Consider the following 19380-nt stretch of genomic DNA (forward strand, 5'->3'; position numbering starts at 1 on the left):
CAGAAACATCAGCCCACCGAATGTACCGACTGCGCCGCCGCGCGCACGACCGCCAGGAATGCCCCCAGTGCGGCCTGGTCTCTGTCGGTCTTCCACAGGCAGTGCGTCTCGTAGGGAGGTGTCTGCGCATCCAGCGGCACGAAAACCGTGCCCGGCAGGTTGGCCTGTTGCAGCGCAGCCGGCACCAGCGCCACGCCCAGACCCTGCGCCACCAGCGACACCACGCTGAGCCAGTGCCTGAGTTCGTAGCGCACCTCGGGCGAGAAACCCGCGTCGGCGCACAGGCCCAGGATGCGCTCGTGGTAGTCGGGCGACACCGCCCGCGCGATCATGGCAAAGGGCTCACCCTGCAGCATGCGCAGGGCCAGCCGCCGGCGCCTCGCCATGGCGTGCCCCACCGGAAGACATGCCACGAACGGCTGGCGCGACACCAGGATCTGCGAAAAACCCGTCGGCACGCGCGTGGTGTGCACGAAGCCCACGTCCAGCCGCTCGTGCATGAGGTCGATCAACTGATCGCTCGAACTCAGCTCTCGCAACGTGAGGCGCAGCTTGGGGTGCTCGGCGGCAAAGCCCTTGAGCATCTGCGGCAAGCCCCGGTAAAGCACGGTGCCCGCAAAGCCGATCTGCAGACTGCCAACCAGCCCTTGCGCCACCTCGCGCGCCTCCCGGGCGGCCTGGCCCGCCTGGTCGAGCAATGCCCGCGCGGCCGGCACGAAGGCCTGCCCCGCCGCTGTGAGCTGCACGCCCCGGCTGTTGCGGGTGAACAGGGCCGCCCCTACCGAAGCCTCGAGTTGCTGGATGTTGAGCGAGAGCGGCGGCTGGGTGATGGACAGGCGCTGCGCCGCACGGCCGAAGTGCAACTCTTCGGCCAGAGCCAGGAAATAGCGCAGGTGGCGGAACTCCATGAATATCTTTTCTGGATCAATGGATACAGGGACGATATTAGACAAGTATGTATGTGCAGTCGACAATCGCGCTTTTCCCGACCCGGAGACAACCACCATGCTTTCACCCACCAAGGCCAAGGCCAGCTTCAGCTGGGAAGACCCGTTTCACCTCTCCCAGCAGCTCGACGACGACGAGCGCCAGGTGATGGACGCCGCGCGCGCCTACTGCCAGGAAAAACTGCTGCCCCGCGTGACGGAGGCCTTCCGCCACGAGAAGACCGACGTGGCCATCTTTCGCGAGATGGGTGAGCTCGGGCTGCTGGGCGCCACGATTCCGGAAGCCTACGGCGGCGCCGGCCTCAACTACGTGTGCTATGGCCTGGTGGCGCGCGAAGTGGAACGCGTGGATTCGGGCTACCGCTCCATGATGAGTGTGCAGAGCTCGCTGGTGATGGTGCCGATTAACGAGTTCGGCACCGAAGCGCAGAAGCAGAAGTACCTGCCCAAGCTGGCCACGGGCGAATGGATCGGCTGCTTCGGATTGACCGAGCCCAACCACGGCTCCGATCCCGGCAGCATGGTCACGCGTGCCAGGAAGGTGGACGGCGGCTACAGCCTCTCTGGCGCCAAGATGTGGATCACCAATTCGCCGATCGCCGACGTGTTCGTGGTCTGGGCCAAGGACGACGAAGGCGCGATCCGCGGCTTCATCCTCGACAAAGGCATGAAAGGACTCTCTGCGCCGGCCATCCACAGCAAGGTGGGACTTCGCGCCTCCATCACGGGCGAGATCGTGATGGACAGCGTCTTCTGCCCGGAGGAAAACGCCTTCCCCGAGGTGCGAGGCCTCAAGGGCCCGTTCACCTGCCTCAACAGCGCGCGCTACGGCATCGCCTGGGGCGCGCTCGGTGCCGCCGAAGACTGTTACTTCCGCGCGCGCCAGTACGTGCTGGACCGCCAGCAGTTCGGCCGCCCGCTGGCCGCCAACCAGTTGATCCAGAAGAAGCTGGCCGACATGCTCACCGAGATCAGCCTGGGCCTGCAGGGCTGCCTGCGCCTGGGTCGGATGAAGGACGAGGGCACGGCGGCGGTGGAGATCACCTCCATCCTCAAGCGCAACAGCTGCGGCAAGGCGCTCGACATTGCCCGCCTGGCGCGCGACATGATGGGCGGCAACGGCATCAGCGATGAATTCGGCGTCGCGCGCCACCTGGTGAACCTGGAAGTCGTGAACACCTATGAAGGCACGCACGACGTGCACGCGCTGATCCTCGGACGCGCCATCACCGGCATCGCGGCGTTTTCCTGACGGCGTTGACGCCGGCTTTACCGGCGCGACATCAGACGGGCAGGGCCATGGGTTATATTACTAACCCATCGGTCATTAACCAACGCCCATGCCTGCTCCACCCACGTCCGCCGCGCTGACGGCCGCTGATTCCGGCGCCGAGCCGCGCCAGCGCCGCGCGCGTCGCAAGGAAGCGCGTCCGGGCGAGCTGCTCGACGCCGCGCTGCAACTCTTCGTGGAGAAAGGCTTTGCGTCCACGCGCGTCGAAGAGGTGGCGGCGCGCGCAGGCGTCTCCAAGGGAACGCTGTTCCTGTACTTCCCTAGCAAGGAAGAGCTTTTCAAGGCCGTGGTGCGCGAGAACATCGCCGGCCGCTTCACGGAGTGGAACGAGGAACTTCAGCAGTTCAGCGGCAACAGTGCAGAGCTGGTGCGCTACTGCATGCACTCCTGGTGGGAACGCATCGGCAACTCGGCGGCTTCGGGCATCACCAAGCTGGTGATGAGCGAGGCCGGCATGTTTCCAGAGATCGCCGCGTTCTACCAGCAGGAGGTCATCACCCCCGGCCACGACCTGCTGCGCCGCGTCCTGCAGCGTGGCATCGACCGGGGCGAGTTCAGGCCGCTGGCGCTGGAGTACGCGGTCTACAGCCTGATTGCGCCCATGATTTTCCTGTTGATGTGGAAGCACTCCATGGCGCCGTGCTGTCCGCCATCTGAACAGATCGACCCGATCGGCTTCCTGGACAACCAGGTCGACCTGCTGCTCAACGGCATGCTCCTGGTCAGCAAGCCCGCATGAACACCTTTTTAACTTCCAACCGGTCATGACCACTCCGCGATCGCGTTCCACCTGGATCAAATGGCTGCTGCTGGTTCTTTTGGTGGTGGGCCTCGGCGTCGGCCTGCTGCGCGCGCTGGACAAGCGCAAGACACAGGCTTCCGAGGCGAGAAGTGCCGCCGAGGCCATGCAGAAGGCGCCCGTCTACACACTGGCCGCCAGCGATGTGGTGACGGCGCAATCCATCGAACTGACCCAGACCGTGGGCATCTCGGGTTCGGTCGAAGCGCTGCAGACGGCGGCCGTGAAGGCGCGCACCGCCGGCGAGATCCAGGGCCTGAGCAAGCGCGAAGGCGATGAAGTGAAGGCAGGCGAAGTGCTCGCGCGCATCGACAGCACCGAAGCCCAGGCGCGTGTGCGCCAGGCCGCCCAGCAGGCCGAATCGGCACAGGCGCAGGTGAGCATTGCACGGCGCACCACGGACAACAACCAGGCGCTCGTGCGCCAGGGCTTCATTTCCGCCACAGCGCTGGAGACTTCCAACAACAACCTGGCCGCCGCCGAAGCCAACCACCGCGCTGCACTGGCGGCGCTGGACATCGCGAGAAAGTCCTTGACCGATACGACGTTGCGTTCGCCGCTGAGTGGCCAGATATCTGCCCGGCTGGTGCAGAACGGCGAGCGTGTGGGCATCGACACGCGCGTGTTCGATGTGGTGGATCTGTCGGCCTTTGAAATGGAAGCCGCCATCTCGCCCGGTGATGCCGCCACGGTGCGGGTGGGCCAGGCCGCCCTGCTGCGCGTCGAGGCACTGCCCGACCCTGTGCAGGCCACGGTGTCGCGCATCAACCCCAGCGTGCAGGCCGGGAGCCGCAGTGTGCTGGTCTACCTGCGCGTGCCAGCGGCCCCCGGCATGCGCCAGGGCCTCTTCGCGCAGGGGCATCTCGTCACCGGCTCGGTCAAGGCCATCGCCGTGCCGGCCTCTGCCGTGCGCAACGACAAGCCGCAGCCCTACATCCAGCTTGTGCGGGAAGGCGCGGTGGTTCACCTGACCGTGACCGGCGGAGCCACCGGTTTGCGCAACAGCGAGCCCATGCGGGAGATCGCCGGCCTGGCCGAAGGCACTCAGGTGCTGGGCGCGCAAGCCGGGCTGATCCGCGAAGGCACGGCTGTGAAGCTGGCCACGAACTGAGCACCTGCCATGTGGTTCACCCAGGTCTCGCTGCGCAATCCGGTCTTCGCCACCATGGTGATGATCGCGTTCGTGGTGCTGGGCCTGTTCTCGTTCCAGCGGCTGCAGGTCGACCAGTTTCCCAACATCGACTTTCCCGTGGTGGTGGTGCAGGTGGCCTACCCCGGCGCGTCGCCCGAGATCGTGGAGTCCGAGGTCACCAAGCGCGTCGAAGAGGCGGTCAACGCCATTGCCGGCGTGAACACGCTGACCTCGCGGAGCTACGAAGGTCAGTCGATCGTGATCATCGAGTTCCAGCTCACCGTGGACGGCCGCAAGGCGGCCGAGGACGTGCGCGAGAAGATCGCGATCCTGCGCCCCGTGTTCCGCGACGAGGTGGAAGAGCCCCGCGTGCTGCGCTTCGACCCGGCGAGCCGGTCCATCTGGTCGGTGGCGGTGATCCCCCAGGAAGTGAACGGCAAGACCCCCAGCGCCGTGGAGCTCACCACCTGGGCCGAGCAGGTGTTCAAGAAGCGGCTGGAGAACGTGCGGGGAGTGGGCTCGGTGACGCTGGTGGGGCCCACGCGTCGCGCCATCAACATCGACCTCGATCCGTCGGCCATGGAAGCGCTCGGCGTGACCACCGAACAGATCAACACCGCCGTGCGCAACGAGAATCAGGACCTGCCGGTGGGCACGCTCAAGACCGGTGAAGCCGAGCGCGTGGTTCAGGTGCTCTCGCGCCTGGAGAATCCGAAAGACTTCGAGAACATCATCGTCGCGCGGCGTGGCGGCCAGGCCGTGCGCCTGGGCCAGGTGGCCCGCGTGAGCGACGGCACGCAGGAAGTGGAGAGCCTGGCGCTCTACAACGGCCAGCGCACGTTGCTGCTGCAGGTCCAGAAGGCGCAAGACGAGAACACCATTGCGGTCACCGACGGGCTCAAGGCCGCGGTGGCGTCGCTGGGCGCCGAGCTGCCGCCGGGCATGCGGCTGGAGCAGATCGCCGACGGGTCGCGCCCGATCCGCGTCTCGGTGGACAACGTGCGCCGCACCCTGATCGAAGGCGCCCTGCTCACGGTCCTCATCGTCTTCCTGTTCCTGAACTCGTGGCGCTCCACCGTCATCACCGGCCTCACGCTGCCCATTGCGCTGATCGGCACCTTTTTCTTCATGAACCTGTTCGGGTTCACCATCAACATGATCACGCTGATGGCGCTCACGCTCTCGGTGGGTCTGCTGATCGACGATGCCATCGTGGTGCGCGAGAACATCGTGCGCCATGTGCAGATGGGAAAGACGCCGTTCAACGCCGCCATGGACGGCACGCAGGAGATCGGGCTGGCCGTCCTGGCCACCACGCTGTCCATCGTCGCGGTGTTTCTGCCCATCGGCTTCATGGGCGGCATCATCGGCAAGTTCTTCCACGAGTTCGGCATCACCATGGTGGCGGCGGTGCTCATCTCGATGTTCGTGAGCTTCACGCTGGACCCCATGCTGTCGTCGGTGTGGCACGACCCTGAAATCGAGAAACACGGCAAGGGCACCGGCCCCAGGTCTTTCTACGACAAGACCATCGGCCGTGTCACCGGCTGGTTCGACCGCTTCCAGGACGACCTGGCCGACACCTACCAGGGAACGCTTCGGTGGTCGCTCCGGCACAAGCTCGCCACCCTGGGACTGGCGCTCGCCACCTTCGTCGGCAGCCTGTTCATCGTGCCGTTGCTGGGCACCGAGTTCGTGCCCAAGGCCGATTTCTCCGAAACCTCGCTGAGCTTCAACACCCCGGTGGGCTCGTCGCTCGAGGCCACCGAAGCCAAGACCCGGCAGGTCGAAGCCATCCTGCGTGAATTCCCCGAAGTGCAGTACACGCTGTCCACGCTGAACACCGGCAATGCGCAGGGCGCCATGTATGCCAGCATCTACGTGCGCCTCGTCGATCGCAAGGACCGCACGCTGAGTGCCGATGCGATGTCGGCGCGGCTTCGCGAGCGCCTGCGCAGCGTGCCGGGCATCACCGTGACGCACGTCGGCCTGCTCGACGCCGTGGGTGGCAACAAGCAGGTGGAGTTCTCGCTGCAGGGGGATGACCTGGCCGAGCTCGAACGCCTCACGCAGACCGTGATGGAGCGCATCCGCCCGATCGTGGGACTGGTCGACCTCGATGCAAGCGTCAAGCCCAACAAGCCGACCGTGGACGTGAAGATGAAGCGCGACCTCGCCTCGGACCTGGGCCTGAACGTGGCCGCCGTGGGGGCGAGCCTGCGCACGCTGGTGGCTGGCACCACGGTGGGCAACTGGCGCGCCGCCGACGGCCAGAGCTACGACGTGAACGTGCGTCTGGCACCTGGCGAACGCGAGCGCACCAGCGACCTCGCCAACCTGCCTTTCATGGTGGGCACGGCCGCCGACGGCACCGCGCGGGTGGTGCGTCTGGGCCAGGTGGCCGATGTCGTGGACGCCACGGGTCCGAACCAGATCAACCGCCGCAACCTGAACCGCGAGGTGGCGATCAACGCCAACGTCTACGGCCGCTCGCCCGGCGAGGTGTCCACGGAGATCCGGCAGGTGCTCGATGGCATTGCATTCCCACCGGGCTACCGGTATGAGTTCGGCGGCTCCACCAAGAACATGCAGGAGTCCTTCGGCTATGCGCTCTCGGCGCTTGCGCTGGCGATCATCTTCATCTACATGATCCTGGCCAGCCAGTTCCAGAGCTTCCTGCAGCCGCTCGCGCTCATGACCTCGCTGCCGCTCACCCTGATCGGCGTGGTGCTCACGCTGCTGATGTTCGGCTCGACCATGAGCATGTTTTCCGTCATCGGCATCGTGCTCCTCATGGGACTGGTCACGAAGAACGCCATCCTGCTGGTGGACTTCGCCATCCGCGCGCGCGAAGGCCGCGCCGGCGGGCCGCCGCTGGACCGGGAGTCCGCCTTGCTCATGGCCGCTCGCGTGCGGCTGCGTCCCATCCTCATGACCACGCTGGCCATGGTGTTCGGCATGGTGCCGCTCGCCTTCGCGCTCACCGAAGGCTCCGAGCAGCGCGCCCCCATGGGGCAAGCCGTCATCGGTGGCGTGATCACCTCCTCGCTCCTCACCCTGGTGGTGGTGCCCGTCGTCTATTGCTACATGGACGACCTGGGCGCCTGGTTCCGTCGCCGGTTCGGCCTGGCGCCTGTGCACCCCGTCCCGGCCAGCCCCACTCCTTAAAATCCCGCGCTGATCCGCACCTCCCGTCGCCCGTCCATTCGCCCTTCACCGCTTCAACCGAGTCGATGCCATGACCACTTCCACCCTCCAAACCATGAGCCTGAGCCAGGCGCGCTTCAACATGATCGAACAACAGATCCGTCCCTGGGAGGTGCTGGACGCCCAGGTGCTGGATCTGCTGGCCCGCGTGCGTCGCGAGGATTTCGTCCCCGCCGCCCACCAGGCGCTCGCCTTCGCGGATCTGGAGCTGCCCCTCACCCAGCCTGCGGTGGAAGGCGAAGCGATGCTCGCACCCCGGGTCGAGGCCCGTCTGCTGCAGGACCTCATGCTCAAGCCCACCGACAAGGTGCTCGAAGTGGGCAGCGGCAGCGGCTACATGGCTGCGCTCCTGGGCAGCCTGGGCCAGAGCGTGGTCTCGCTGGAGATCAACCCCGAACTCGCCCGCATGGCGCGCCAGAACCTCAAGAGCGCTGGCATCCACAACGTGGATGTGCGCGAGGCCGACGCGGCTGCCAATGGCTTTGCCGCCTGCGCCAGCCAGGGGCCGTTCGACGCCATCGTGCTCAGCGGCTCGGTGGCCGAAGTGCCCACCGCCTTGCTGTCGTTGCTGGCACCCGGCGGTCGCCTGGCCGCCATTGTGGGTTTCGAGCCGATGATGCGCGCCACCATCGTCACCCGCACCGGCGAGGCCTCTTATCAGACGGCCCAGCCGTGGGACACGGTCGCGCCGCGCCTGAGGAACTTTCCCCAGCCTTCGGGCTTCCGTTTCTGATGTCCAACCCCTCCACCGCGCGCCCATGAAAGCCATCCACCCCGCCCAGCTCCAGGACTGGATTCAACTGGCCGCGGCCAGTGCGCCCGCGAACACCTTGCCCGTGGTGCTCGACGTGCGTGAGCCCTGGGAACTGCAGACCGCCTCGGTCAAGCCCGAAGGTTTCGAGCTGATCGCCATGCCCATGCGCAGCGTGCCCGAGCGCCACCTGGAGCTTGATCGCGCGCGTCCCATTGCATGCCTTTGCCACCACGGAGCCCGCAGTGCGCAGGTCACGCAGTTCCTGCTGCAGAACGGTTTCACCGACGTGGTCAACATCCACGGCGGCATCCACGCCTGGTCGCAGGAACTCGACCCCAGCGTGCCCGTGTACTGAACCGCATCCCACCGAACCGAACAGCCCGATTCACAAGGACACGTCATGACCGCCCCCATCGCCCACCCTTCCCCCGCACGGCGCGGCTGGCCTGCCCTGAGCCGCACGGCGCTGGCCGCGTTGATGGCGCTGGGTGCTGCCACCACGGCACAGGCCCAGAGTCTGGTGGAGCTGTTCGACGCCGCACGCGGTTTCGACGCGACGTACCTCTCGGCCCGCTCGCAGTACGACGCCGACCTGTTCCGCGCCGCACAAGCGCGCGCCGGCCTGCTGCCCCAGGTGGGCCTGGCGGCAGCCGCCAGCTGGGCACGGCGCGAGAGCAGCAGCAATGCGCTGGAGGCCACCAGCAACAGCCAGAGCACCGGCATTTCGGCCAGCCAGCCCCTCTACCGCCCGGTCAACAAGCTGGTCGACGAGCAGGCCCAGCTGTCCACGGACATCGCGCGGGCCCAACTCGTGCAGGCCGAGCAGGACCTCATCCTGCGCACTTCGCAGGCCTACTTCGATGTGCTCGCTGCGCAGGACACCCTGACCTTCGTCCAGGCGCAGAAGACCGCCGTGGCCGAACAGCTCGCTGCGGCCAAGCGCAACTTCGAGGTGGGGACCACCACGGTGACCGATTCGCGCGAGGCCCAGGCCCAGTACGACCTGGTGCTGGCGCTGGAGATCGCGGCGGAAAACGACCTCAGGGTGAAGAAGCTCGCGCTGGACCAGCTCGTGGGGCGCCCGGGCGTGACACCCCGGCCGCTGATCGCACCGGTTGAACTGCCGCCACTGTTGCCGGCTGACCCCCAGGCCTGGGTGAACCTGGCAGACGACACCCATCCCGCCATCCTGCAGGCCACGCGCGGGCTCGAGATTGCGAAGCTGGAAACCGCCAAGGCGGAAGCCGGGCACAAGCCCACCGTGGATCTGGTGGCGCAGTACCAGGTGGCACGCGCGCCATCGAACGTGGCCTTCGTACCGGGCAACGTGCGCACCAACAACGCCAGCGTGGGCGTGCAGTTCAACATGCCGCTGTTCGCCGGCTTCTCGATCCAGAACCGCGTGAAGGAAACGTTGTCGCTGGAAGAGAAGGCCCGCACCGATCTGGAAGCCACGCGCCGCGGCGTGGACCTGAACACCCGCAGCGCCTACCTGGGCGTGGTATCGGGCCAGAGCCAGGTCAAGGCCCTGGAAGCGGCGGAGGCTTCCAGCCAGAGCGCGCTGGACGCCAACCGCCTGGGCTACCAGGTCGGCGTCCGCATCAACATCGATGTGCTCAACGCGCAGAGCCAGCTGTTCCAGACCAAGCGCGATCTTGCGCAGGCGCGCTACAACGTGCTGCTGGGCAGCCTGCGGCTGCGCCAGGCCAGCGGCAGGCTGGTGCCGGAAGACCTGCTGCCGGTGAATTCGCTGCTGGCGCCCTGAGGCTCAGCCGGCGACGCTGGCCAGGATTTCCTGGAACGTGGCGGTGTCGGGCCTCGGCAGATCCCCCGCCTCCACCGCGCGCACGTACTGGCGCCGCATGCGGACCTGCAGTTCTCCCCGGTTCTTCTTGAGCAGCGGCACGCCCATCAGCCCGATGGTGGCGTAACAGAACGAAGAGTGGAAATTGCGTCGGGCCGAGACCGCTTCGATGTGCGCCATGGCCCTCGCGCGCCATGCGCTGTCGCGCGCACCCGCGCCCATGAGTTCGTCGCGCTCGCGCTGCAGATGGGGATCGGTGTAGGCGCCGTATTCCAGCGTCTTGACGATCGCCTCCACCGGTTGCTGGGCGATGACACGCAGCAACCGGTCGCGCGAGTAGACGCCCTCGCTGGGCACCCCCGCAGCAAACAGGGCGCGGGAAAAACCGCGCTCGCCGCGCCGCACGGTGAGGTACTTGTTGCTCGTGGCAACGTAATGGTTCCAGTAATCGAGGAACACCGCCGAGCTCAAGACCGACCGCTTGATGTGGAAAAAGTAGGACAGGAAGATGCCGGCATGTTCGGCTTCGGGCTCCCCTTGATCCACATGCCGCAGCGCCCCCATGAAGCCCGCATTCGACCGCTCCATGGTGCTCAGCAGGGTTTCGGCATCATCCAGTGGGAACCAGACGCTGTCGTTGAGGATGACGAGATGTTCCGGTGCGACGGACCAGTGCCAGAGCAGGCGGATCCCGTCGCGGTAGCCACCGAAGTCGTAGCCAAAATTGGGGCGCTCCACAAAACGCCACACGCACGAACCCAGCGTGCGCTGATCCTGCGCCGACACCGGAGCGTTCGAGACCAGCATCACCGCGTAGCCACGCCGCGCCAGGTGCCGGCAGGTGGCAAGCACCGAAGCGGCCATACCCCTGGGCTGGTACACCAGAAAGATCGCCACCTTGGGCGTGAGCGGCGCGGCACCGTTGAGCAACCGGTGGTCCGACGGAAATCGGGCATCGAGCCGGCGCTGGCGCGCCGCACCGATCAGGCGCTCGGGCAGCGCCTGGGCCTGCTGACGCAGGGTCTCGATTTCACGCGCGATCTTCCAGCGGGGAACCATGCGCATTACCTCGTCTGCGCGACAGGCATGCGCCAGCCGGCCAGCAGCAGGGGCATCATCGATGCAAAGAAGTGACGCTCGGTCGTCACCCAGAAAGGCCCGTTGATGAAGCTGTCCACCAGAAGAATGGCCATGAACGCCACGGTCAGCAGGCGGTAGCGTCCCTGCAGCGACAGGCCTGCAGCCAGCGCAGCCAGCAGCAGCCACACATAGGCCAGCAAACCGAACACGCCGTGCTCGGCGGCAAAGAAGAGGAACTGGTTGTGCGGATGCACGCAGGAAATCGCACACTGGCCGGCGTCGTTGTAGTACTGGAGCGAATACACGCGGTAGCCGCCCGTGCCGTGCCCCCAGATCGGGCTGGCCACGAACATCTCAGACGCGTTCTTCCACATGTCCAGCCGTGCGCCGATGGAGGTGCTCACCACGCCGCTGTCGACGTACTGGCTGAACTCGGCCACCGCGGAAAGGATGCGCTGCCGCAGCAGGGGCGAGGACGCAAAAAGCACCGCCATGAGCACCAGCACCACCGCCAGCGAGCGCCAGCGCCAGACCACCGGCACCGACACCAGCGCCAGCGCACAGAACATGGCCAGCACCACCACCTGGCCGGTGCGGCCCTGCAGCAGGTGCGTGATGCTGAACACGGCAAACACCGTCACCACAGTCCAAGCCAACCGTGCGCCGCGCCCCTTGGCCTCCAGGGCGTACACCACGGCCAGCGCGGTGAAGAACGACATCGCCAGACCCTGTGCGATGTAGTCGTTGAAGATGTTGTGGCTCACGCCGAAGCCGCGCTGGTGCGAGTCCGACCAGGGCACCTGGACCCAGATGTTGGCGTAGGTCGACACCAGCGTGATCAGTGAACCCACGGCGAAACCCACGAGCGCACGGTTCTGCCAGCGCGGCTCGTGCAGCAGTGTGAGCAGCATCAGCATCATCGGAAACTTGCTGTAGACGTACAGGTGGCTGCCGATGGTGGAACGCGGCGCATCGGTGTAGGTGATGCCCACCAGCACCAGGGCGAACAGCATCAGGCTGGGCAGCGTGATGGGGTGGCGGCGGATCAATGCCCACTTCTCGGCGTAGCGACCGGAAAGCGGCCAGCAGACCAGGATGAGCAGCACCGCAATGTTGACCAGAGCGATGGAGGTCGGAGCGCCCAACAGCAACGCCACGGCGGCCCACCGGGCGGTCACATCCATCGAGGACTGGAAACGGTCCAGGACCGTCGGGGCGCGTGCGTTGTCCAAGATCAATCGCTGGAGAAAGCCTTCTGCAGCGGCTGCAGCCAGAACGCAGGGCGCCGCAGCACCTCCACGAATCCCTCAGCCGCGTGGCCGGTGCCGAACGTGGTGTCGGCCGGCAACCGCTGGCCCCAGGTCTCCTTCAGGAACCGGTCGATGGTGGCAGAGTCCTCCGCGGCGCACGCGGTGATCGACGGTCCGCTGGCGCGCTTGTTCTGGCGCGTCCCCACATCCAGGCTCGGCACACCCAGAAACGGCGCTTCGCGCACGCCGGCGCTGCTGTTGCCCACCATCGCCGAGGCATGGCGCATGAGCTCAGAGAAGTAGGCAAAGCGCATCGACGGGATCTGCCGGAACCGCGCAGGCGGCAGGCGGTCGAGCACGGCGAAGATGTCTTCGGTGCCGGGGTCGTTGTTGGGCGAGATCACGACGAAGTTCCGCCCACTCGCTTCGAGCCGAGCGAACAGTGCCGCTGCCTGTGCGCCGATGGTGTCGGCCTCGGAAGTGACGGGATGGAAGATCGCAATGCCGTAGTCGTCGAATGCAATGGCGTAGCGCTCCTTCACCTGCGCCAACGTGACGCCCGATGGGAGGGCGTGCGTGTCGAGTTCGGGGGAACCGATGTTGTGCACGCGATCGGCCGGCTCACCCAGCGCCAGCACGCGCTGGCGGGCTTCTTCCGAGCTCACGAAATGCTGGGAGCACAGCTTGGTGTTGCAGTGCCGGATGCTCTCGTCGATGGTCCCGGACACCTCGCCGCCTTCGATGTGCGCAGAAGGGATGTACTTCATGGCACAGACGATGGAGGCGGCCAGCGCCTCGACCCGGTCGCCATGGATGACCACGAGGTCGGGCCGATGCTCATGCACGAAGTCGGAGAAACCGAGGATGGTCTTGGAGAGGATGAAGTCCTGCGCGTCGCCTTCGCGCTGGTTGACGAACTCGAAGAACTCGGCATCGGGAAACCGCTTCACCTCCAGCCTGGTTTCGCCATAGCGCCGCATCATGTGCATACCGGTGATGAAGAAACTGATGCCGAAGCCGGCCCGCTGCGCAGCCAGTGCCAGCGGCTCGAGCTTGCCGAAATCGGCGCGCGTGCCGGTGACGAAAAGCAGCTTCTGGCCCATCAGCTGTTCGCCAGCGGCTGGATGCCGTCGAGGTCGCTCCACAGCAGTTGCTGGTTGCGCTTCACCGCGCGCGTGAGCCGTGCGCCGACGAGCCGGTCGAAGTGCTGCACCGAGATCTCGCCCGAGCCGGGACGCCGCGCCCAGATGTCCGCCGGGGTGATGACATGGCCGGCGGCGAGGTCGCGGTCGGCCACCATGGAACCGCGCGCGAAGCGGTACACGTCTTCCTCGGGTGCGGTGCGCACCTTGGGGTTGTGCAGCGCGGTGTGGATCTCACGCGAGCGGTCGATCAGGAACTTCAGCTCGGCCGGGTCCATGGAACAGGAAATGTCAGGACCCTTGCGGTAGCGCGTGTCGGTGAAATGACGCTCCAGAATGCACGCGCCGAGCGCCACCGCCGAGATCGCCATCTCCGGCCCGATGCTGTGGTCGGAGAAGCCGATAACGGCGCGCGGAAAGGCGTTGCGCAGTTCGGTGATGCCCTGCAGGCTCACGATCTCGGGTGGCGACGGGTAGAGGTTGGTGCACTCCAGCAGCGCGTATTCAACGCCAGCGTCGTCGAGTGCCCTGACCGACGGGCGCATGCCTTCGATGGTCTGCATGCCGGTGCTCATGATGATGGGCTTGCCGAAGCTGGCGATGTGCCGGATCAGTGGCACATGGTTGCACTCGCCCGAACCGATCTTGAAGGCCGCGATGCCGATGTCGTTGAGGAAATCGGCCGCCGCGCGCGAGAACGGCGTGGAAATGTAGATCATGCCGAGCGACTCGGCATAGGCCTTGAGCGCAATCTCGTCGTCTTTGGACAGCGCACATTCGGCCATCACGTCCCAGATGGATTTGTCGGCGTTCGGCGGGAAGATGGCCTTGGCTTCGTCGGTCATCTCGTCGTCCACGAAATGCGTCTGGTGCTTGACCATCTCGCAGCCTGCGCGGTGCGCGGCCAGCACCATGCCCTTGGCCACATCGAGGCTGCCGCCGTGGTTGATGCCGATCTCGGCCACCACGAGGGGTGGGTGGGCGCTGGAGATCTCCCGATGCGCGATCTTCATGGTGGTGTCCTTCAGGAACGGGTCTGTTTCAGGAGCGCCTCGCAGCGCTCGAAGTCTTCCAGCGAATCGATGTCCAGGCTGCGTTCGGCCGGCATGGGCAGCACCCCGATGCGTTCGGAGACGAAGCTGCCGCGGCCCACGAACCAGTCGGCGTCGAGCACATAGATGGCGCCGTTGGGTCGCACCACCGCCGGCAGGCTCTGGCGGTTGGCGAAGCAGTGCGCAGGATCGGACAGGGGCTGAAACCGGTTGCCCCGCAGTGTGCCCCACTTGAGGACGCCCCGGTCGGCCTCGGTGACCGACATCACGAGCTCGAAATAGCCTCCGGCGAAGACGCGCAGCGCTTCTTCGATGTCGCTCGGGCGGCGCAGCGGCGAGGTGGCCTGCAGCAGCACCACCGCACCGTGCACGTCCGCAGTTTCCAGGGCGTGTAGCAACACCGGCGCCATGGGGACGTTGTCGCCCGCCAGCTCGGCGGGGCGCTCCACCAGCGCCACCTGCGTGGGCAGTTCGGCCCACAGCACGTCGGGCATGTCGGTGGTGATCACCACGCGCGATGCGCCGGCGGCCAGCGCCTGGTCAAGCGCATGGCGGTACAGCGGCTTGCCCGCCAGCGGGCGGATGTTCTTGGACGGAAGGCCCCTGGATCCGGCGCGCAGCGGGATGACCGCGGTCCAGGCCGGAGATGGAAGGGACATGGTGGATTTCCTGTGGTGCGGGGTGCGCCCGCACGGCGGGATGGCGGGTGCAGGTGCGTAACTATACTGAAAGCCTTTCGCCGGGCTCCCGGCCAGCGCACCCCGCAACCACCGATGGCCCAGCCCCCTTCCACCCGCCCATCGTCACGCCCGTTCCCGCCCGGCTGGCGCCTGTCGGCCATGATCGCTGTGTACGAACTGCTGTGGCATTTGCTGCTGCCGTTCTTCCTGCTGTTTCTCTGGCAACGGGGCAGGCGAGAGCCGCTGTACCGACAGCACTGGGGCGAGCGTTTTGGGGGCGTGTCCACCGCCTTGCGCAACCCGTTGTGGGTTCATTCGGCTTCCATGGGCGAAATCCGCGGCGCCGCGCCGCTGGTGCGTGCCCTGCTCGCGGCCGGCTACCCGGTGCTCGTGACCACGCTCACGCCCGCCGGCCGCACCGCTGCCCTCGCCTTGTTCAAGGAAGCCATCGCCGAGGGGCGTGCGCAAGTGGCTTTTGTGCCACTGGAACTGGGCTGGGTGGTGCGACGGTTCATCCGCCGCGTGCAGCCGCGCGCGGCCATGATGACCGAGATCGACACCTGGCCGGTGCTGCTGGCCAGCACTCGCCGCCAGCGCGTGCCCCTGTGCATCGCCAACGCGCAGTACCCGAAAAAGAGCATCGAGCGCGATCGTCGGTGGGGCGGTTTTCGCGCCGGGATCTTCCAGGCGTATGAACTGGTGCTGTGCAAATCGGAAACACACGCGCAGCGCTTTCGCGACGTGGGCTGCGAGCGTGTGGTGATCGCGGGTGAAACGCGCTTCGACCTTCCGGTCTCGCCCGCGCAGCTGGCCGCAGCCCAGGTCTTGCTGGCTCCGTGGAACCTGGCCACCGGTGGGGCAGGCGAGCGGCCGGTGTTTTGCTTCGCCAGCGCCATCGTGGGCGAAGATGAACAGTTCATCGACGCCATCGCGCGTGTGCAGGCGGGCCTGGCACAGGCCGGCCTGCCGCGCCCGCTGGTGGTGTACGTACCGCGCAGCCCGCAGCGTTTCGACGCCGTGGCCGCGCTGCTGGAAGGCGCGGGCTTGAAGGTGGCGCGCCGCGGCCGCATGCTGGACGCTGCGCTGGCACCCACACCCGACGCACCCGACATGGCGCAGGTGGACGTTTTGCTGGGCGACTCGCTGGGCGAGATGTACTTCTACCTCGCGCTCTCCCAGGTGGTGGTGGTGGGGGCGTCCTTTGTCCCGCTGGGCGCGCACAACGTCATCGAACCGCTCGCATTGAAAAAACCGGTGATGGTGGGCCACAGCATCTGGGGCATCGAGTACCCGGGGGTGGAAGCACTGGCCGCCGGGGTGTTGCAGCAGCACATGACGATTGCGGGCCTGGCCGATGCGCTGGTGAAGCTGCTCACCTCGCCGTCGGACTACGCGGCGGCCATCGCGGGGGCAGAGGCCTTCTACGCCGAGCATGGTGGCGCCACCCGGAAACACATGGCCACCCTCGTGCCCTGGCTGGAGGGGCGTGGATGAATGCACCGCGCCAGCCATGGGCGCTGCGGGCCTACCTGAGCCTGACGCGCACGCTCGCGCCAGTGTGGCGACGAGGGCTGGAACGGCGCCTGAAGCGCGGCAAGGAAACGCCGCGCAGCGTGCGACAGAAGCTGGGCAGTGAGTATGCGGACCGGCCCGAAGGCACGGTGGTGTGGGGCCATGCGGTGGGGGTGGGCGAGGCGATGGCGCTGGCTGGCCTGTTCGCGCGGCTGGCGCCGCTGCGCCCCGACTGCAGTTTCCTCATCACCACCACCGCGCGCACCTCGGGCGACGCGCTCAAGCGCACCGGCCTGCCACCTCGCTGCCAGCACCAGTTCGCACCGGTGGACACCCCCGAGGCCGTGTCCCGTTTCCTGGACCACTGGCGCCCCTCGCTGGCGCTGTGGTGCGAGATGGACCTGTGGCCCGCGCTGATCGCCGGGACCGATGCGCGCGGCGTGCCGCGGCTGCTGGTCAATGCCCGGCTATCGCCCGAGTCGCTGGCCAGGCGCCGTTGGGGTCGCTGGCTCTACCAGGCCCTGCTGCCCGGCTTTCGCGATCTGTTCGCCCAGAACGATGCCACGGTTGAAGCGCTCGTGAGCCTGGGCGCGCCGCGCGATCGCATCACGGTGAGCGGCACGATCAAGTCGCTGGTGCCGGCGCTGGGCTGCGATGTGGACGAACTGGCGGCCTGGCGTGAAGCGCTGGGCACGAGAAGGGTGTGGCTGCTGGCGTCGAGCCATCCTGGCGAAGAGACGATGGCGCTGCAAGCCCATGCGCGCCTGCGCGAAGATCAACCCCAGGCCTTGCTGCTGATCGCGCCGCGTGCGCCCGCGCGCGGCGCCGAGGTGGCGGCGCTGGCCGGTGATGCGCCGCTGCGCAGTGCGGGCGCGCAGCTGCCCACCGCCGCACCGGTGTATGTGGCCGACAGCATCGGCGAAATGGGCCTGTGGTATCGCCTGGCACCGATCGCGCTCGTGGGTGGCTCGTTCGCTCCCGTCGGTGGCCACAACCCCCACGAGCCGCTGGCGCTGGGCTGCGCGGTGCTGCACGGACCCAACGTGTGGAATTTTTCAGAGAGCTACGAGCGGCTCGACAGCCTGGGCCAGAGCGGACTGGTTCAAGACGTTGACGAACTGGTGCGCAGCGTCACGGCGGCCTGGGCGGCGCCACGCGACTCCGAAGCCATGGCGCTGGTGGATCCGCAGGCCGAGGCGGTGATCACCCGCGTGCTTCACCACCTGCCGGGCTGACAGATCGCCTGGGGGCGAGCACGGAACTCAGTGCGCGCTCGCGCCCACCACCGCATCGGGCTTTCCGAGGCGCAACAGGGTCAGCATGGCCGCCTCGATGCGGTGCAAGGCCTCTGGCGTGTGCCCTTCGAAACGCAGCACCAGCACCGGCGTGGTGTTGGACGCGCGCACCAGCCCGAAGCCATCGGGCCAGTCGACCCGCACCCCGTCGATGGTGGAGACCTTGGCGGGCGCATCGAATTTCGCCAGCGCCACAAGCTTCTCCACCACCGCGTGCGGCTCGCCTTCGGCGCAGGGCACGTTGAGTTCGGGCGTGCTGAAGCTGGTGGGCAGCGCGTTGAGCACGGCGCTGGCGTCGGGGCTGCGGCTCAGGATTTCCAGCAGGCGTGCGCCGGCGTAGGTGCCGTCGTCGAAGCCGTACCAGCGCTCCTTGAAGAAGATGTGGCCACTCATCTCGCCGCCCAGAGGGCTGTTCAGCTCCTTCATGCGCGCCTTGATCAGCGAGTGGCCCGTCTTGTAGATGTGGGCCACGCCACCCGCGGCTTCAATGGCGGGCGCCAGGCGCTGCGAGCATTTCACGTCGAACACGATGTCGCCGCCCGGCACGCGGGAGAGCACGTCCTGCGAAAACAGGATCATCTGGCGGTCGGGATAGATGGTGGCGCCGTCCTTGGTGACGATGCCCAGGCGATCGCCATCGCCGTCAAAGGCCAGGCCGAGTTCGGCATCCGTCTCGCGCAGGGTGCGGATCACGTCCTGCAGGTTCTCGGGCTTGCTCGGGTCCGGGTGGTGGTTGGGAAAGTTGCCGTCGACTTCGCTGAACAGCTCGATCACCTCGCAGCCCAGCGCGCGGAAGATCGCCGGGGCGGAGGCACCGGCCACGCCGTTGCCGCAGTCCACCACCAGCTTCATGGGCCTGGCCAGCTTCACATCGCCCACGATGCGCGCCTGGTAGGCGGCCGATACATTGATCAGCCGCACGCGTCCGCCGTCCTGGCGCTGGTGGGTCTCGCCCTCCATCGTGCGGCGCAGGCCCTGGATGTCTTCGCCATAGATAGCGCGTCCACCCAGCACCATCTTGAAGCCGTTGTAGTCGCGCGGGTTGTGGCTGCCCGTGATCTGGATGCCGCTGGTGCACAGCGTGCTGGCCGCAAAGTACAACTGCGGCGTGGTCGCCATGCCGATGTCGATCACGTCGACGCCCGCGGCCACCAGGCCACGGATCAAAGCCACCGAAAGCGCAGGACCGCTGAGTCGGCCATCCCGCCCCACGGCCACAGTGCGCTCGCCCAGCGCCATCGCCTGCGTGCCAAAGGCCAGGCCCAGGGCTCCGGCCACGCCTTCGTTCAGGTCGGTCGGCGTGACGCCACGGATGTCGTAGGCCTTGAAGATGGACGCAGCAACTTGCATGGGGGATCCCTGTTGAACGGAAGAAAAACATTGTAGGAGGGGGTATCGCCGGCTTTGTGAGGCATATGTCCGGAAACGGCCAGTT

At 66.9% G+C, this 19380-nt stretch carries 16 protein-coding genes; 9 read left to right on the forward strand and 7 right to left on the reverse strand.

The window, feature by feature from the left end:
* Nucleotides 1–8: 8 nt before the first annotated feature.
* Nucleotides 9–908 (reverse strand): LysR family transcriptional regulator, encoded by a 900-nt coding sequence (locus ACTIEY_RS01110; protein WP_439517301.1) that lies wholly within the window; start codon nt 906–908, stop codon nt 9–11.
* A gap of 97 nt (nt 909–1005) precedes the next feature.
* Here ACTIEY_RS01110 and ACTIEY_RS01115 point away from each other — a divergent pair, with 97 nt between their 5' ends.
* From ACTIEY_RS01115 to ACTIEY_RS01145, 7 genes are all read left to right on the forward strand, one after another.
* Nucleotides 1006–2199 (forward strand): acyl-CoA dehydrogenase, encoded by a 1194-nt coding sequence (locus ACTIEY_RS01115; protein WP_439517302.1) that lies wholly within the window; start codon nt 1006–1008, stop codon nt 2197–2199.
* Between the two features lie 88 nt (nt 2200–2287).
* A complete protein-coding gene (locus ACTIEY_RS01120; protein WP_439517303.1) occupies nt 2288–2977 on the forward strand; it encodes a TetR/AcrR family transcriptional regulator in 690 nt (229 codons plus the stop codon).
* Between the two features lie 25 nt (nt 2978–3002).
* Nucleotides 3003–4148: an efflux RND transporter periplasmic adaptor subunit gene (locus ACTIEY_RS01125; RefSeq protein ID WP_439517304.1), complete on the forward strand. Its 1146-nt coding sequence runs from the start codon at nt 3003–3005 to the stop codon at nt 4146–4148.
* Between the two features lie 9 nt (nt 4149–4157).
* Complete coding sequence (locus tag ACTIEY_RS01130) at nt 4158–7337, forward strand: efflux RND transporter permease subunit (RefSeq protein ID WP_439517305.1); 3180 nt, start codon at nt 4158–4160, stop codon at nt 7335–7337.
* A gap of 70 nt (nt 7338–7407) precedes the next feature.
* The gene (locus ACTIEY_RS01135) at nt 7408–8109 is read left to right on the forward strand and encodes a protein-L-isoaspartate O-methyltransferase family protein (protein ID WP_439517306.1); all 702 of its coding nucleotides are present in this window, start codon (nt 7408–7410) and stop codon (nt 8107–8109) included.
* 25 nt (nt 8110–8134) lie between these two features.
* Nucleotides 8135–8485 carry a rhodanese-like domain-containing protein gene (locus ACTIEY_RS01140; RefSeq protein WP_439517307.1) on the forward strand — a complete coding sequence of 117 codons (351 nt, stop codon included), beginning with the start codon at nt 8135–8137 and terminating at the stop codon, nt 8483–8485.
* Between the two features lie 45 nt (nt 8486–8530).
* Nucleotides 8531–9895, forward strand: a complete 1365-nt coding sequence (locus ACTIEY_RS01145) for a TolC family outer membrane protein (protein ID WP_439517308.1) — start codon at nt 8531–8533, stop codon at nt 9893–9895.
* A 3-nt stretch (nt 9896–9898) separates the two neighbouring features.
* Here ACTIEY_RS01145 and ACTIEY_RS01150 read toward each other — a convergent pair whose 3' ends face one another.
* From ACTIEY_RS01150 to ACTIEY_RS01170, 5 genes are read right to left on the reverse strand one after another with little or no spacing between them, the layout of a single operon-like run.
* Nucleotides 9899–10993 carry a rhamnan synthesis F family protein gene (locus tag ACTIEY_RS01150; protein ID WP_439517309.1) on the reverse strand — a complete coding sequence of 365 codons (1095 nt, stop codon included), beginning with the start codon at nt 10991–10993 and terminating at the stop codon, nt 9899–9901.
* A gap of 5 nt (nt 10994–10998) precedes the next feature.
* On the reverse strand, nt 10999–12246 hold the full coding sequence (locus tag ACTIEY_RS01155) for an O-antigen ligase family protein (protein WP_439517310.1): 1248 nt from the start codon (nt 12244–12246) through the stop codon (nt 10999–11001).
* A 2-nt stretch (nt 12247–12248) separates the two neighbouring features.
* Complete coding sequence (gene neuC / locus ACTIEY_RS01160; RefSeq protein WP_439517311.1) at nt 12249–13367, reverse strand: UDP-N-acetylglucosamine 2-epimerase; 1119 nt, start codon at nt 13365–13367, stop codon at nt 12249–12251.
* The gene (locus ACTIEY_RS01165; RefSeq protein ID WP_439517312.1) at nt 13367–14419 is read right to left on the reverse strand and encodes an N-acetylneuraminate synthase family protein; all 1053 of its coding nucleotides are present in this window, start codon (nt 14417–14419) and stop codon (nt 13367–13369) included. The genes neuC and ACTIEY_RS01165 overlap by 1 nt, the downstream gene beginning before the upstream one ends.
* Before the next feature lie 11 nt (nt 14420–14430).
* Nucleotides 14431–15117: an acylneuraminate cytidylyltransferase family protein gene (locus ACTIEY_RS01170; protein WP_439517313.1), complete on the reverse strand. Its 687-nt coding sequence runs from the start codon at nt 15115–15117 to the stop codon at nt 14431–14433.
* Between the two features lie 114 nt (nt 15118–15231).
* Between ACTIEY_RS01170 and ACTIEY_RS01175 the strand changes: the two genes are divergently transcribed.
* Complete coding sequence (locus ACTIEY_RS01175) at nt 15232–16632, forward strand: 3-deoxy-D-manno-octulosonic acid transferase (protein WP_439517314.1); 1401 nt, start codon at nt 15232–15234, stop codon at nt 16630–16632.
* Nucleotides 16629–17885, forward strand: coding sequence for a 3-deoxy-D-manno-octulosonic acid transferase (locus ACTIEY_RS01180; protein ID WP_439517315.1), 1257 nt, complete (start codon nt 16629–16631; stop codon nt 17883–17885). The genes ACTIEY_RS01175 and ACTIEY_RS01180 overlap by 4 nt, the downstream gene beginning before the upstream one ends.
* A 27-nt stretch (nt 17886–17912) precedes the next feature.
* On the opposite strand, the gene ACTIEY_RS01185 is transcribed toward ACTIEY_RS01180, so the two are convergent.
* Nucleotides 17913–19295 carry a phosphomannomutase/phosphoglucomutase gene (locus tag ACTIEY_RS01185; protein WP_439517316.1) on the reverse strand — a complete coding sequence of 461 codons (1383 nt, stop codon included), beginning with the start codon at nt 19293–19295 and terminating at the stop codon, nt 17913–17915.
* Between the last annotated feature and the right edge of the window lie 85 nt (nt 19296–19380).

This window comes from Hydrogenophaga sp. (genome assembly GCF_051858985.1).
GTDB lineage: Bacteria > Pseudomonadota > Gammaproteobacteria > Burkholderiales > Burkholderiaceae_C > Hydrogenophaga.